This is a genomic window from Deinococcus maricopensis DSM 21211 (assembly GCF_000186385.1).
GTDB classification, from domain to species: domain Bacteria; phylum Deinococcota; class Deinococci; order Deinococcales; family Deinococcaceae; genus Deinococcus_B; species Deinococcus_B maricopensis.
On the sequence record NC_014958.1, the window covers coordinates 584,293 to 598,515 of the forward strand.

The 14,223-nt window shown below is 68.3% G+C and carries 14 protein-coding genes and 1 tRNA gene; 13 read left to right on the plus strand and 2 right to left on the minus strand.

What is annotated here, in order from left to right; translation table 11 throughout:
- Positions 1-73 precede the first annotated feature (73 nt).
- The 5 genes from truA (at position 74) to DEIMA_RS02540 (ending at position 4,834) form a co-directional block, all read left to right on the plus strand.
- Positions 74-874 (plus strand): tRNA pseudouridine(38-40) synthase TruA, encoded by an 801-nt coding sequence (truA, locus tag DEIMA_RS02520; RefSeq protein ID WP_013555662.1) that lies wholly within the window; start codon positions 74-76, stop codon positions 872-874.
- Positions 875-987: 113 nt separating this feature from the next.
- Entirely contained in the window at positions 988-2,088 is a 1,101-nt protein-coding gene (locus DEIMA_RS02525) for a thiamine pyrophosphate-dependent dehydrogenase E1 component subunit alpha (protein WP_013555663.1), read from the plus strand.
- On the plus strand, positions 2,088-3,116 hold the full coding sequence (locus DEIMA_RS02530; RefSeq protein WP_013555664.1) for an alpha-ketoacid dehydrogenase subunit beta: 1,029 nt from the start codon (positions 2,088-2,090) through the stop codon (positions 3,114-3,116). The genes DEIMA_RS02525 and DEIMA_RS02530 overlap by 1 nt, the downstream gene beginning before the upstream one ends.
- Positions 3,117-3,156: 40 nt before the next feature.
- Positions 3,157-3,384, plus strand: a complete 228-nt coding sequence (locus DEIMA_RS02535) for a hypothetical protein (protein WP_013555665.1) — start codon at positions 3,157-3,159, stop codon at positions 3,382-3,384.
- A 40-nt stretch (positions 3,385-3,424) separates the two neighbouring features.
- Entirely contained in the window at positions 3,425-4,834 is a 1,410-nt protein-coding gene (locus DEIMA_RS02540) for a dihydrolipoamide acetyltransferase family protein (protein ID WP_013555666.1), read from the plus strand.
- 57 nt (positions 4,835-4,891) lie between these two features.
- Here DEIMA_RS02540 and DEIMA_RS02545 read toward each other — a convergent pair whose 3' ends face one another.
- The gene (locus DEIMA_RS02545) at positions 4,892-5,356 is read right to left on the minus strand and encodes a hypothetical protein (RefSeq protein WP_013555667.1); all 465 of its coding nucleotides are present in this window, start codon (positions 5,354-5,356) and stop codon (positions 4,892-4,894) included.
- A 582-nt stretch (positions 5,357-5,938) separates the two neighbouring features.
- Here DEIMA_RS02545 and lpdA point away from each other — a divergent pair.
- The 3 genes from lpdA (at position 5,939) to DEIMA_RS02560 (ending at position 9,512) form a co-directional block, all read left to right on the plus strand.
- Positions 5,939-7,327 carry a dihydrolipoyl dehydrogenase gene (gene lpdA, locus DEIMA_RS02550; RefSeq protein ID WP_013555668.1) on the plus strand — a complete coding sequence of 463 codons (1,389 nt, stop codon included), beginning with the start codon at positions 5,939-5,941 and terminating at the stop codon, positions 7,325-7,327.
- Between the two features lie 112 nt (positions 7,328-7,439).
- The gene (gene cutA, locus DEIMA_RS02555) at positions 7,440-7,754 is read left to right on the plus strand and encodes a divalent-cation tolerance protein CutA (protein ID WP_013555669.1); all 315 of its coding nucleotides are present in this window, start codon (positions 7,440-7,442) and stop codon (positions 7,752-7,754) included.
- Between the two features lie 135 nt (positions 7,755-7,889).
- Positions 7,890-9,512, plus strand: coding sequence for an APC family permease (locus DEIMA_RS02560; protein ID WP_013555670.1), 1,623 nt, complete (start codon positions 7,890-7,892; stop codon positions 9,510-9,512).
- 55 nt (positions 9,513-9,567) lie between these two features.
- Here the strand turns inward: DEIMA_RS02560 and DEIMA_RS02565 are convergent, their stop codons facing one another.
- Complete coding sequence (locus DEIMA_RS02565; protein WP_013555671.1) at positions 9,568-10,806, minus strand: aminopeptidase; 1,239 nt, start codon at positions 10,804-10,806, stop codon at positions 9,568-9,570.
- 96 nt (positions 10,807-10,902) lie between these two features.
- Between DEIMA_RS02565 and DEIMA_RS02570 the strand changes: the two genes are divergently transcribed.
- The 5 genes from DEIMA_RS02570 to yidD all read left to right on the plus strand — a co-directional run bounded on the left by DEIMA_RS02570 (position 10,903) and on the right by yidD (position 14,181).
- A tRNA-Pro gene (locus DEIMA_RS02570) sits at positions 10,903-10,979 on the plus strand.
- A gap of 353 nt (positions 10,980-11,332) precedes the next feature.
- Positions 11,333-12,268, plus strand: coding sequence for a hypothetical protein (locus DEIMA_RS02575; RefSeq protein WP_013555672.1), 936 nt, complete (start codon positions 11,333-11,335; stop codon positions 12,266-12,268).
- Between the two features lie 394 nt (positions 12,269-12,662).
- Positions 12,663-13,535 (plus strand): DUF2382 domain-containing protein, encoded by an 873-nt coding sequence (locus tag DEIMA_RS02580; RefSeq protein ID WP_013555673.1) that lies wholly within the window; start codon positions 12,663-12,665, stop codon positions 13,533-13,535.
- A gap of 29 nt (positions 13,536-13,564) precedes the next feature.
- Complete coding sequence (locus tag DEIMA_RS02585; RefSeq protein ID WP_013555674.1) at positions 13,565-13,822, plus strand: WGxxGxxG family protein; 258 nt, start codon at positions 13,565-13,567, stop codon at positions 13,820-13,822.
- A gap of 71 nt (positions 13,823-13,893) precedes the next feature.
- Positions 13,894-14,181: a membrane protein insertion efficiency factor YidD gene (gene yidD, locus DEIMA_RS02590; protein WP_013555675.1), complete on the plus strand. Its 288-nt coding sequence runs from the start codon at positions 13,894-13,896 to the stop codon at positions 14,179-14,181.
- Positions 14,182-14,223: the final 42 nt, after the last annotated feature.

A 14,223-nucleotide genomic window follows, 5' to 3' on the forward strand; every position in this document is an offset into this window, starting at 1 on the left:
CTTACATGCACCTCATGGCCCGTCAGCCTTCAAGCACGCTGCCGCGCGCGGGAAATCCCGTACCCTGAGCGCCATGACGGCCCCCACATACGCCCCTCCCAGCGCGCACGTCCGCTACCGCCTCACGGTGCAGTGGGACGGCACGCACTTTGCCGGGTGGCAATCCCAGCCGAACGCCCGCAGCGTTCAGGACGACCTGCACGCCGCGTTCAAGGCGCTGGGCATGCAGGCATTCCGGCCCGTCGCGGCCGGCCGTACGGACGCGGGCGTGCACGCCGAGGCGATGCCCGTGCACGTGGACGCCCTGAGCGCGTCCGCGCGCATCCCCGCAGCGCGCCTCGCGCGCGCCCTGAACGCCCACCTGCCGACCGACGTGGCCGTGCTGGACGCCGCGCCCGCCCCTGCGCACTTCCACGCGCGCTTCAGCTGCACCGAGCGGGCGTACAGCTACCGGGTGCTGAACGCGCCGCAACGCCAGCCCCTCTGGGCGGGGCGGGCGTTACTGGTCCACGCCCCGCTGGACGTGGCCGCCATGCAGGTGGCGGCGACGCAGCTGCTCGGCGAGCATGATTTCGCGGCGTTCGCCACGCGCGAGGAGCGGCAGACGGTGCGTCGCCTGCACGCCCTGGAGGTCCGCCCGGTTGGGCCGCTGCTGGAAGTGCATGTGCGCGGCGAGAGTTTCCTGCGGCACATGGTGCGCGGCATCGTGGGCACCCTGCTGATGGTGGGGGAGGGGCGCCTGGGCGCGTCCGACGTGGCGGGCATCCTGGTGGGCCGGGCGCGGTCCGGGGCGGGCCCGAATGTGCCCCCGCACGGGCTGTACTTTACAGATGCCAGCTATGCCCCCCGTGCGGAGGCGTCCGTGTCAGAGTAACGCTGGCGCAGGACGTGGTGCAGGACACCACCGGCACCGTATACTCCTAACGGGCGTTAGGTAGGCCACGGTCGTCAAGGCCCGGTCCACGCCGCCCACCATCAGGAGGCCTCATGATCCAGCCGTTCACGACCGAACCGATCCGACGCATCGGCGACGACGGCACCCCAATCGGAGACGCCACGCCCCAACACTCCCCGGACGCCCTGCGCGCCCTGTGGCGTGACATGCTCCGCGCCCGCGAATTCGACAAGAAACTCGTCACTCTCCTGCGCCAGGGCCGCACCACTTTCTACGCCCAGGCCAGCGGCATGGAAGCCACCCAGGTCGGCATCGCCCGCGGCATGCGCGCGAAACACGACTGGATCTGGCCGTACTACCGCGACCAGGGCATCGGCCTCGCACTCGGCATCCCCATCCGCGACCTCGTCAGCCAGTGCCTCGGCAGCAACAACGACCTGAACAAGGGCCGCCAGATGCCGCACCACTTCGGCGACGCGCGCTTCAACTTCATGTCCATCAGCAGCAGCATTGCCAACCAGGTCGCGCCCGCCGCCGGCACCGCCATGGCGCAGAAGTACCTCGGCACCGACGAGATCACCATCTGCACCTTCGGCGACGGCGCCACCAGCGAAGGCGACTGGCACGCCGGCATGAACATGGCCGCCGTGAACGGCGCTCCCTGCCTGTTCATCTGCGAGAACAACCAGTGGGCCATCAGCGTGCCCGTGCACGCCCAGACCGCCAGCGAGAACATCCACATCAAGGCCCGCGCGTACGGCATGCCCGGCTACTACGTGGACGGCAACGACGTCATCGCCGTGCAGGAGGTTGTGCAGCACGTGGCGGACCGCGTGCGCCGCGGCGAGGGTCCCGCCCTCATCGAGTGCCTCACGTACCGCGTCGGCAGCCACAGCAACGCCGACGCCGACGCCGAGAAGTTCTACCGCACCCGCGACGAAGTCGAGGCGTGGACGAGCCGCGACCCCATCCGCCGCTTCGAGGCCTACCTCGACCACCTCGGCCAGGGCATCGAAGCGGACGAACGCGCGCAACTCATCCAGGACACGCACGCCGAAATCGAAGCGGCCGTGCGCGAAGCGGACGCGAGCGGCTTCCCCGACTGGCGCATCATGTTCGACGACGTGTACAGCGACACCCCCACGCACCTCCGCGACCAGTTCGAACTGGTCCGCGCCGAGCAGGAGGCGTGATGACCGCCACGCACGAGAAACCGGAGGCGACCATGACCGGCACGCAGCCCGAAACGGTCCAGATGAACCTCATCCAGGCAGTCACGCAGGCCCTGCGTGAAGAACTCGCGCGCGACGAACGCGTCGTGCTGTTCGGCGAGGACGTCGGCGCCCGCGGCGGCGTGTTCCTCGCCACCCAAGGCCTCCAGAGCGAATTCGGCGCGAAACGCGTGTTCGACACGCCGCTCAGCGAAGCCAGCATCGTCGGCGCCGCCGTCGGCATGGCCGTGCGCGGCATGCGCCCCGTCGCGGAAATCCAGTTCGCGGACTACATGGGCCCCGGCTTCGACCAGATCATCAGCCAGGCCGCGAAAATCCGCTACCGCAGCGGCGGGCAGTTCAGCGCGCCCCTCGTGATCCGCACGCCGTCCGGCGGCGGCGTGAAAGGCGGGCACCACCACAGCCAGAGCCCCGAAAGCTACTTCACGCACACCCCCGGCCTGAAAGTCGTGATGCCCAGCACCCCCTACGACGCCAAGGGCCTGCTGAAAGCCGCGATTCGCAGCGACGACCCCGTCATCTACTTCGAACCCAAACGCCTGTACCGCGCCGCCAAAGGCGAGGTGCCCACCGGCGACTACATCGTGGAACTCGGCAAGGGCGTCATCCGCCGTGCCGGCACCGACCTCACCCTGATCGGGTACGGCGGCGTCATGCCCGACGTGGAACGCGCCGCCGAGGCGCTCGCCGCGTCCGGCGTGCAGGCCGAAGTCATCGACCTGCGCTCCCTCGTCCCCTGGGACAAGCACCTCGTGCTCGAAAGCGTCGCCAGAACCGGCCGCGCCCTCCTGATCAGCGAAGCGCCGCGCATCTCGAACTTCATGGGCGAAGTCGCGTACACCGTGCAGCGCGAAGCGTTCGACGCGCTCCTCGCCCCCGTCGGGCAGGTCGCCGGCTTCGACACGCCGTACCCGTACGTGCAGGACAAAACGTACCTGCCGGGCGTCAACCGCATCCTGCGCGAAGCCGCGCAGCTCCTCTCGTACTGACCTCCATGACCCACCCCCCCACCCCCCCCCGGAGCCGCCCATGAACCTGTACCGCCAGCTCATGGGCGCCGTCGGGCTCATGATCGGCTTCGGGCTGTACGCCTTCGCGGACCGCCTGAGCCCGCCGTGGAACAGCGTCCTGATCGGCGCGCTCCTCGCAGCCCTCGGCGTCACCACGTTCGTGTACGCCCGCGGGGAACGGTGGATTCAGGTGCTGGGCGTCATTCTCATCGCGTACGGCGCGCTGCGCGCCTTCGTCCTTCACTGACGGCGCCACCACGGGCCGTTCTGTATTTCAGGAGACAACCATGGCCAAGGAAGTGCTGCTCCCCGAACTCGCGGAGAGCGTCGTCGAGGGTGAAATTCTGAAGTGGCTCGTGCAGGAAGGCGACACCATCACCGCCGAACAACCCCTGTGCGAAGTCATGACCGACAAGGTCACCGTGGAACTCCCCAGCCCCTACGCGGGCACCCTCACCAAACGCCTCGCGCAGGAAGGCGACGTCGTCGCCGTGCACGCCGCCATCGCCATCATCGAGGACGGCAGCGGCGCCACGCAGGCGGCCGGGTCCACCGCGCAGGCGCTCCAGACCACTGCCGAGAACCCCACCACCACCGACACCCTGCCCGTCACCGCGCAGGAAGAACGCAGCATCGTCGAATCCGGCAACACCACCGACGACGCCGACGACACCAGCCTCTTCAAGGCCTTCGCCGGTGACGAAACCGTGAAGATGCCCGTCCTGAGCGGCGCCGCCCGCACCGAAACCGCCGCGCCCCGCACGGACGGCCGCGTCCTCGCCGTGCCCGCCGCCCGCCAGCTCGCCCGCGAACTCGGCCTCGACATCACGCAGGTGCCCGGCAGCGGCCCCAACGGCCGCGTCCGCGTTCTCGACGTGCACCAGCACGCCGCCGCGCAGCAGCAGCCCGCCGCGCCCGCCGCGAAAGCCACGCCCGGCGCGGGCATGCCCGTCCCGCCCGTGCAGTACAAGACGCCCAAAGGCTACGAGGACCGCGAAACGCGCGTGCCGCTGCGCGGCATGCGCCGCGCCATCAGCAACCAGATGCTCGCCAGCCACCTCTACACGGTCCGCACCCTCACCGTCGACGAGGTGAACCTCACGAAGCTCGTGCAGTTCCGCGCGCGCATCAAGGGCGAAGCCGAAGCGAACGGCGTGAAGATCAGCTACCTGCCGTTCATCTTCAAGGCCATCAGCACCGCGCTGCGCAAATTCCCCAGCCTCAACAGCAGCTTCGACGAGGCCACGCAGGAAATCGTCCTGAAGGACTACGTGAACCTCGGCATGGCCGTCGCCACCGACGCCGGCCTGATGGTCCCCGTCATCCGCGACGTGAACACCAAAAGCGTCATGACGCTCGCCCGCGAAATCAGCGACATCGGCGGCCGCGCCAAGGACGGCAAACTCAAGCCCGAGGAAATGGCCGGCAGCACCTTCAGCGTCACGAACATCGGCTCCATCGGTGCGCTGTTCAGCTTCCCGATCATCAACGTCCCGGACGCCGCCATCATGGGCGTCCACAGCATCGTGAAACGCCCCATCGTGAACGACCGCGACGAGATCGAAGTGGCGCACATGATGTACCTGTCGCTCAGCTTCGATCACCGCCTCGTGGACGGCGCGGAAGCGGCGCGCTTCTGCAAGGAGGTCATCCGCCTCCTCGAGAACCCCGACCGCCTCATGCTCGAAGCGATGTAAATCGCGCACCAGGAGGGCCAGCCAGTGTCGGCTGGCCCTCCTGCTTGGCGCCTGTACCTACTGCTCGCTGCGCTCGCCCGTCAGGAGGTTTCGGCGCACCGTCCGCCCCTCACCCACGATGTACACGGCCACGCCCGCCTGCCGCGCCACCCGGCCTGGTTCACGCCAGACCTCCTGGCCGGTGTGGGCACCGAGGCCCACCACCGCGCACGCCTCCGCACGGCAGGTCTGCACGACAATGTCCCTGGGCATGTACCCGGGCACGCGCAGCACGTGGGCGCGCGCGGCCTCCCCGAGACCGCGCGCGCCCCAGGCGATGTGCGTCCCGGCCCGCGTGCGGCGTTCCAGCGCCAGGCGGAACCGCCCGGCCCCGTCCGCCCCGCCGATCAGCTGACCATCGCCGTGCGCGCCGTACCCGGTGACGCGCGGCACGCCCGCCTGTGCCTGCCACCCGGCACGCGTGAGCAGCGCAGCCGCCGCCAGCGCGGAGGAAAGCAGCAGGGCCACGGGAAGCAGACGCATGCCGCCCATCCTCACGGATACGGGCCGGCAGCGGATGAAAAGGCCACGACGGTGCCCGCGCCCTGCAGCCCGCTTGGCGCGGAGGTGCCCAGCGCGAGCGTGGCCCGACGCTGTAGAAGCGGCTCCACAGCCCGCACATGCTCTATGTATATTCGTCCGGGCGGTCAAGTGGCCAGCAGGACACCAAGCGACGCGGTGAGCAGCGCCACCTGCTCCAGCAGAGGCACGAACAGCCCCTGGTTTGATGAGCACCCGGGCAGGCGAGGAGCTCAGGATGCTGAGCAGGGCTTGTATGCGGTCCCCGTGCTACCCCAGTCCCGCTCGGGCATGCCTCCGCCTGGCGAGGCACGCCGTGTTCCTTTGCTCGACTCATCGGTGTCGGTGGCGCTGGCGTTCAGGCCGCGCCGCGCCAGTTCTTCGATGACCGACGAGGTGCCCGTGCCGGACACGCCGGTTATCTGCATGGCGCCAGCGTGTCACGTTGGCGCCTGCGCGCATTCACCATTCCCGACTGTGAATGCGCGGGGCCTGACCTGTCGCCCGCGTGGGTTGCGGGCACCAAACGCACGTTAGACTGAACGCATGGACTTTGATGTGCTCGTGATCGGTGCTGGCCCCGGCGGGTATCACGCCGCCATTCGCGCCGCGCAACTCGGCCTGAAGGTCGCGTGCGCGGAAATGGATAAGGTCGGCGGCGTCTGCCTGAACGTCGGCTGCATCCCCACGAAAGCCCTCCTGCACGCGGGCGAGCAGCTTGCTGCCAGCCGCCACGCGGCCGACTTTGGCCTGACGTTCGGCGAGACCCGCATGGACATCAGCAAGCTGATGGGCTGGAAGGACGGCATCGTCAAGAAACTCACGGGCGGCGTCAGCAGCCTGTTCAAGGCGAACAAGGTCACGCACCTGATCGGCCAGGCGTCCTTCGTGGACGCCAACACCGTGCGGGTCGGCGACAAGACGTACACCGCGAGCAGCATCATCATCGCGACCGGCAGTGAGCCCGCGCGCCTCCCCGGCTTCGACGTCGACCAGGACCGCGTCGTGGACAGCACCGGCGCGCTCACCATCACCGAAGTGCCGGAGCGCATGCTCGCCATCGGCGGCGGCGTCATCGGCTTCGAGTTCGCGCACGTGTACACCAACCTCGGCAGCAAGGTGAAAGTCATCGAGTTCCTGCCGAACGTCATCCCCGGCGCGGACGCCGACGCCGTGCGCGAATTCACGAAGTCCATGAAGAAACAGGGCATCGAGATCGCCACGAGCACCAAGGCGAACAAGCTCGAACGCAAGGGCAACGAGCTGCACGTCGAAATCGAGAACGTCCAGACGGGCGAGAAGACCACCGAGGTGTACGACCGCGTGCTCGTCGCCGTGGGCCGCCGCCCCCGCACGGCCGGCCTGAACCCCGAAGCGGCCGGCGTGCAGGTCACGGACCGTGGGTTCATCACCGTGGACCGTCAGCAGCGCACGAACGTCCCGCACATCTACGCCATCGGCGACGTCGCCGGGAACCCCATGCTCGCGCACAAGGCCATGAAAGAAGGCCTCGTGGCCGCGGAAGTCATCGCCGGCAAGCCCGCCGAGCAGGACGCCGTCGCGATTCCCGGCGTGGTGTACACCAGCCCGGAACTCGCGTGGGTGGGCCTCACCGAAGCCGAAGCGAAGGAAAAGGGCTTCCAGGTCAAGACGGGCGTGTTCCCGCTCAGCGCCTCCGGCCGCGCCATGACCCTGCAGAGCACCGACGGGTTCGTGAAGATGGTCGTCGAGGAAGGCACCGACCTGCTGCTCGGCGTGCACATCGTCGGGCCGCACGCCAGCGACCTGCTCGGCGAGGCCGGCCTCGCGCTCGAAATGGCCGCGACCGCCACGGACATTGCCCTGACGGTGCACGCGCACCCGACGCTCGGCGAGAGCGTCCTCGAAGCGGCCGAGGCCGTGCACAAGCAGGCCATTCACATCATGAACCGCTGACCCACGCGGGTGGAGGGAGGCGGCGCCCACATCGGGCGTCGCCTTCGCCGCATTGGTGTTCCCTGAAGGTTCGGCGGGCGGTTGGTGAGTGGACGGTATGCTGGGGGCACTTATGTCTCTGGTTGTGTTGGTGACGCTCCCACCGGACGCGGCGCACGCTCTGGCGCGCACGCTGGTGGAGGAGCGCGTGGCAGCGTGCGTGAACGTGGTAAACGAGGTGCACAGCGTGTACCGCTGGGCGGGCGAGGTCGCGGAGGACCGCGAGGCCTTGCTGCTCATCAAGACGACTGGGGAGCGCTACCCGGACCTGGAGGCGCGCGTCCGCCAGCTGCACCCGTACGAGATTCCTGAAATCATCGCGCTGCCCATGGACCGCGCCCTGCCGGAGTTCATGGGGTGGCTGACCGAAAGCACCTCGAACGTCTGAAGCGCGCTGCAAGGCCGCCCTGTTTAGATTGAAACTCAGGTTACGCTCACCGCGCCGCTACAGTGGCGCGGTACGTTTTGGAACGCCACAGTTTCATTCAACGACTGCCGCCCCGCGCGGCAGGGAAGGGACACCTTGAGCACAACCACCGTCAAGCCGCGGCGGACCATCACGCCGCTGGCCCTCCTGTTCACCGCCCTCGGGTCCATCATCGGTTCCGGGTGGCTGTTCGGCGCGTACAACACCGCCAAGATCGCCGGCCCCGCCGCCGTGTTCGCGTGGGTGATCGGCATGGTCATGATGCTGACCATCGCCCTCACCTACACCGAACTGGGCGCCATGTACCCCGAATCCGGCGGTATGGGCCGCTACGCCCAGTACTCCCACGGACCCTTCGCCGGCGTCCTCGCCAGCTGGTCAAACTGGCTCAGCATGCTCGCCATCCCCCCCATCGAGGCGGTCGCCAGCGTGCAGTACATGGCCGGGTGGTCGTTCCCATGGGCCAAGGGCCTCGTCACGAACGGCACCCTCACCATCAGCGGCCTGATCGCCTCCACGCTGTTCATGGTCCTGTACACCCTCCTGAACTTCTGGACGGTCGCGCTGTTCGCCAAAAGCAACACCTTCATCACGGTGTTCAAACTGGTGGTGCCGCTGCTGACCGCCGTGTGCCTCATCGCGTTCGGCTTCCACCCCGGCAACTTCACGAACGCCGACGCGGGCGGCTTCGCGCCGTTCGGGTGGGCGGCCGTGTTCACCGGCGTCGCCACCAGCGGCATCGTGTTCAGCTTCAACGGCTTCCAGTCCCCCATCAACCTCGCCGGCGAAGCGCAACGTCCGGGGCGCAGCGTCCCGTTCGCCGTGATCGGCGGGACCCTCCTCGCCGGCCTCGTGTACATCCTCCTGCAGATCGCGTTCATCGGCGCTGCCGACCCCGCCGCGCTCGCCGCGGGCGGCTGGGGCAAACTCACGTTCGAGTCGCCGTTCGCGGAACTCGCTGTCGCGCTCGGCCTGAACTGGCTCGCGCTCACGCTGTACGCCGACGCGGTCATCAGCCCCAGCGGCACCGGCATCACCTACACCGCCACCAGCGCCCGCGCGCTCGAAGCGCTGCAGCGCAGCGGCTACCTGCCCCGCTGGGTCGGGCAGCTGCACCCCGTGTTCGGCGTGCCCCGCAACGCCATGCTCCTGAACCTCGCCCTCAGTCTCGGCGCGCTGTACCTCTTCCCGAACTGGGAAGCGCTCGCTGCCGTCGTCAGCGTCACGTGCGTCGTCGGGTTCCTCACCGGCCCCGTCAGCGCCATGACGCTCCGCCGCACCGCCCCGAACGCCCCGCGACCCCTGCGCCTGCGCGGCCTGCCGCTCATCGCGCCCATCGCGTTCGTGTTCGCCAGCCTGCTCGTGTACTGGAGCCGCTGGCCCCTCAACGGCCAGATCATGCTGCTCGTCCTGATCGGCGTGCCCATCTACCTCGTCGTGCAGGCCCGCCGCGGCTGGCAGGACACCCGCGCGCACCTGCGCAGCGGCGCGTGGCTGTTCACGTACCTGCTCCTCATGACCATGGTCTCCTACGGCGGCAGCGAAGCGTTTGGCGGGCGCGGCTGGCTTCCGTACGGCGTCGACATGCTGATCGTGGCGGTCCTCGCCGTGGCGTTCTACGCCTGGGGTCTGCGCAGCGGCGACCCGGACGCCGCACACCATGGCCTCACCGCCCACAGCGGCGACCCGGACGCCATTCCCGAAAACCACGACCGCTGACCCACAACCAAAGAAGCCCACGCGTTCGCGTGGGCTTCTTTCTGCTTGACCGAGCTCAGAGCACGAACTCGCCCGCGCGCATCACCGGCTCGTGGCTGCCATCCCGCAGGATGCCGTCCACGTCCATCTCCGCGCTGCCGATCATCCAGTCCACGTGCGTCAGGCTCTCGTTCCCGCCCTTCGCCATGAACTCCTCCGGCGTCATGCCTTCCCCGCCGCGCACGTTCGTGCGGTACGCCGCGCCAATCGCAATGTGCGACGCCGCGTTCTCGTCATACAGCGTGTTGTAGAAGAACAACCCCGACGTGCTGATCGGGCTGCTGTTCGGCACCAGCGCCACCTCACCCAGACGGTGGCTGCCCTCGTCCGTCTCGATCATGCGCTTCAACGTCGCCTCACCCTGCGTGGCCGTCGCCTCCACAATGCGGCCCCCCTCAAAGCGAATCCGAATCCCGTCAATCAGCACGCCCTGGTACGACAGCGGCTTCGTGCTCACCACCACGCCATCCACGCGCTCACGGTGCGGCGCCGTCCACACTTCCTCCGTCGGGATGTTCGCCGTGAACTCAATCCCGCTCGGCGTAAGCGCACTGCCCGCACCCCAGATGTGATCATCCGCGAGCCCCACCGTCAGGTCCGTCCCGCCACCACGGAACCGCACCGCGGCGTACTGCTTCGCCGTCAGCTTCTCCCGGCGCGCCTTCAGGTTCCCGAGGTGCTCACGCCACGCCCCAACCGGGTCCGGCTGATCCGCGCGCGTCGCCGCGAAAATCGCGTCCCACTGCTTACGCACCGCCTCTTCGGGCGAATCGTCCGGGAACATCATCTGCGCCCACGCCGGAATCGGCGCGCTCACGAGGTTCCAGTTCAGCAGGTTCGACATGACCTTGCGGCTGTACGGCTTGCGGTACGCGGCGAGCGTCCGGTTGTAGGTGCTCACGCGTTCCGCGTCCACGCCGCCCAGCAGGTTCGGGTCCGTCGCGCGAATGCTGATGACGGCACCACCGGCGTCCGCCACCTCATTCTCCGCGTCGACCCGCCACTGACTAATCGTCTCGAACGTGCCGTCCGGCGCGTCCTGGAAGCGCGCGAGAACCACAGCGTCATCGTCCCAGCGGACATCCGCGAAGCTCGCGCCTGCCGCGTACGCCGCGCGCACGATCGCGCGCGCGAACGGCGCCGCGTCCACCGGTGACTGAATCAGCAGCCGCTGCCCCGCGCGAAGGCCCGCGCCGACCTCGACCGCCAGCCGAGCGTAATTCTCCAGCTTCTGTTCGAACGTGAGGTTGTTCATGGGGGGAGCATACCTCGCCGCGCAACCAAACACCCGTTCGTTCAGCGCAGCTTGACCAACCTGAAAACCTCCGCTATATTTCCTGATGCTGGTTGTCGAGGCGTAGCGCAGCCTGGTAGCGCACTACCTTGGGGTGGTAGGGGTCGCAAGTTCAAATCTTGTCGCCTCGACCAGCAAGAAGGACCGCGGAAACGCGGTCCTTCTCCTTTGATATGGGCTGCCGCGTCCAGAAACGGACTCGACCAGGCCTGGCAAAGAGGTCATGGCAGGGTCGCCTGCATGGGTCCTTCCTCGGTCACTGGTGCCTGATGAGCTGTGGAGTTGTCCTCGAGGACCATCGTGTCGGCTCCTTGAGGCAGTGGCGTCAGCCTGAACAAGGGCTGCTGTTCCCCCAGTACCCTGAATAGACGCTGTCTCGCTAAGTCTCTCTATGGCACGGTGTGTCGTTCTGAGAGAATGACGTACACCTATGACGTCCCGCTCTTCCGACCGCGCGCCTGAAGCTCGAGTTTCCGCCTGGGTGGATATGGCCAGCATCAGCCTCCCCAACGTGGGCCGCGAAACCGCCTGGGGCCTGGTCTGGCGAGCACCCCATCTTCCGCTGAACGGCGCGCCCGCTGCCACCGGGACGGCCGGGGGAACCCTCGTGCAGGAAAGTGAGTTGCTCGCCGTGCAAGGCGCTGCGGAGCACCTCGCGGCCCTCGGTTGGACGGGGCGCATCACGCTGCACTGCGACGATATTCAGGTGGTGCGGCAGCTGGGGGGGCTGGTCCCCGCGCCGGGACCGGACGTGCTCGTGGTGCGTGAGCGGCTGGAGGCGCTTGGGGTGACGCTCAAGCACGTGGACCGGGAGCGGACGGCGGCGCGCGCGGCGCATCAGCAGGCGCGGCTGACGCTTAGCCAGTCGTCGGCGTGGCGGCGCCTCACCCGCGCGATGCGCAGTGAGGCCGAAGCGGAACTGCCGCGCTTGCTGCGCGCCGTGGCGCACGGGGAGGAAACCAGTCCGGCGAGGTTCCAGAAGGGCGGGCTGCTGGTGCAACTCGCGCATCATCAGCAGCAGGGCCGAGAGCGCCTACTGGTGACGCTCTCCGTGCAGAAAGCCGAAGGGCGCTCCGTTCTCCTGCACGAGGGGCCCCTGGACACCGCGCCCGCCATCGTGCGGCGGATCGCGCAGGAACTCACGGCGTACGAACGTGACCGCGTGGAGGCGCGCCTGGGCCGCCGCGCACTGCCCGGCAACCCCGAGGAGCTCCGGAGCGTCGTGCTGGAGCTGCTGGCAGAAGGGGGTGTGGACGGCATGCCGTTCTCGCACCTGAGTCAGCTGCTGCACGGCGTGGAGCTGCAGGTCCTCAAGGACCTGGCGAGTGCGTGGCCTGAGGTGCAGGTGACGATGCACGGCCGGAACGCCTGGTTGAGGTTGAGGCAGCACCCCCGGATCAAGGGTGCCGAAGTGCAGCCCTAAGCGTGTGTGGTGCAACGGGCTTTCTGGAGAGAGCGGGGAAGTGGCGCGTGAGGGGGAAAGGGCTGCAGTCGTGAGGCGGTCCGTTTGACGGGTGGACCTGTGTGCATGTGGGCGGTCGCGAGGGTCCTGTCGTACGGCCTGCACCGAGGCAGGCGTGGTGACCCTTCCTATTGGGCGATGGGGTGCCGTTCAGAGCACGCCTGAGTTGCAGCCCCGTCATGCTTTTGGCCTGCCTTCTGTGTCTGCGAAGGCGCTGGACCTGACCGGATCGTGCGCTGCAGGTGAAGCTCCGACCGTCGCCCGGTCAATGGATGTTCACGCCCAGTACATGTGTCGTCCTGAGACGACCGGGACAATGCAGCCATCAGCACACTGCTGGAAAGGAAGTGTAAGGATGGCTTACCTGACGACCCTGTCCGACCTCAGCCGTGAACGCAACTACAACCTCCATGAGGACGGCCTCATGGACCCCGTAGGCCAGCACGCCTACGCCGGCACGCAACGGATCGGCACCGTTCGTGACGCGCTGGTGGACGCGAACGACGCGCGGCTCCGGTACCTCATCGTCGACCTGAACGGCGAGTACGGTGACCGTGGTGTGATCGTCCCCATCGGGTTCGCGAGCATCGAGAACGACGGCATTCATTTCGACACGCTGACGCGTGAGCAGATCGCCGAGCTGCACCACTACCACGACAACGAGCTCTACTCGTATGACGCGCAGGTCAGCGACGAGCGTGTGCTGCGCGGGCAGGAGTACACCGGCAGCATCGGGTACCGCGAGGACGCCAGCGCCGAACAGCGCTACAACTACCGCGACGAGGACACCAGCGACCGGTTCTTCAAGACGCCGGAACGCCTCCAGCTCCTGGAGGAGCGCCTGCGGGTCGACAAGGAACGGTACCGTGCGGGCGCCGTCGAGATTGGCAAGCACGTCGAGACGCGCCAGGAACACGTGAACGTTCCCGTCTCGCACGAGGAAGTCGTGATCGAGCGTCACGCCGTGAGTGGCGCGCAGCCCGTGGCCGGGGACGTGACGCTCGGCGCGGACCGCGAGACCATCCGCGTGGACCTCGAAGCGGAACGCGCGAACGTCCGTAAGGAAGCGTTCGTGACGGAAGAAGTGAACGTCGAGAAGCGCAGCGTCGCGGAGACGCAGACCGTGACGGAAACCGTGGGCCGCGAGGTGCTCGACGTGAACCGCACCGGCGACACGACGCTGCGCACCGAGGACGCCGCCCGCGACGACACCCGCGACCGCCACTGACCGCCACCCCGACGAGCCTGGAGGTTCCCATGACCCAACGCATGAAACACACGCTGCTCGCCCTGACGCTCACCTTCGCGGCCACGCCGGCCTTCGCGCAGGACACCACGACCACCGGTACGGACACGGGCACGACGCAGACGACCACCAACAATGACAACGATAACGACGGCTTCGACTGGGGCTGGCTGGGCCTGCTGGGGTTGCTGGGGCTCGCCGGGCTGCGCCGCCAGGAGCCGCCGCGCGAGGTGCACCTCGGCGGTCCGACGGACGGCCCCCGCCGCTGAATCCTGAGTTCGCGGCCCGGACGCCCTCGCCCTGCGGGGGCGTCCGGGCCGCCCCGCGTGAGGAGCGCCGCATGAACACCACGACCCTCGCCCTGCGCAGCATCCGGGGCTACCAGCGTTACCTTTCGCCGCTCAAAGGCTTCCGGTGCGCGCACGCCGCGTACCACGGCGGTCTGTCATGTTCGGCCGCCATCAGCCGCATTGTGGAGGCGCGCGGCGTGCTCGGCGGATGGCCGGACATTCAGGCGCAGTTCGCCGCGTGTCGCGCTGCGCATGACGCCCTGCGTGCGTCCGCGCGTGTGGACACGCGCGGCGTGTTCTGCTGCGGTCCGATTCCCATCCCTTTTCGCTGCGGTTGAACCACAGAGGGAGGCCGCGCCGGACCTCGGTGCGGCCTCCCT

Coding starts and splice junctions, on each gene's coding strand:
- DEIMA_RS02585 (WP_013555674.1), top strand. CDS start 13,565: ATGACCCAACGCATGAAACACACGCTGCTCGCCCTGACGCTCACCTTC.
- cutA (WP_013555669.1), top strand. CDS start 7,440: ATGTCTCTGGTTGTGTTGGTGACGCTCCCACCGGACGCGGCGCACGCT.
- DEIMA_RS02525 (WP_013555663.1), top strand. CDS start 988: ATGATCCAGCCGTTCACGACCGAACCGATCCGACGCATCGGCGACGAC.
- truA (WP_013555662.1), top strand. CDS start 74: ATGACGGCCCCCACATACGCCCCTCCCAGCGCGCACGTCCGCTACCGC.
- DEIMA_RS02535 (WP_013555665.1), top strand. CDS start 3,157: ATGAACCTGTACCGCCAGCTCATGGGCGCCGTCGGGCTCATGATCGGC.
- lpdA (WP_013555668.1), top strand. CDS start 5,939: ATGGACTTTGATGTGCTCGTGATCGGTGCTGGCCCCGGCGGGTATCAC.
- yidD (WP_013555675.1), top strand. CDS start 13,894: ATGAACACCACGACCCTCGCCCTGCGCAGCATCCGGGGCTACCAGCGT.
- DEIMA_RS02580 (WP_013555673.1), top strand. CDS start 12,663: ATGGCTTACCTGACGACCCTGTCCGACCTCAGCCGTGAACGCAACTAC.
- DEIMA_RS02540 (WP_013555666.1), top strand. CDS start 3,425: ATGGCCAAGGAAGTGCTGCTCCCCGAACTCGCGGAGAGCGTCGTCGAG.
- DEIMA_RS02545 (WP_013555667.1), bottom strand. CDS start 5,356: ATGCGTCTGCTTCCCGTGGCCCTGCTGCTTTCCTCCGCGCTGGCGGCG.
- DEIMA_RS02530 (WP_013555664.1), top strand. CDS start 2,088: ATGACCGCCACGCACGAGAAACCGGAGGCGACCATGACCGGCACGCAG.
- DEIMA_RS02565 (WP_013555671.1), bottom strand. CDS start 10,806: ATGAACAACCTCACGTTCGAACAGAAGCTGGAGAATTACGCTCGGCTG.
- DEIMA_RS02575 (WP_013555672.1), top strand. CDS start 11,333: ATGGCCAGCATCAGCCTCCCCAACGTGGGCCGCGAAACCGCCTGGGGC.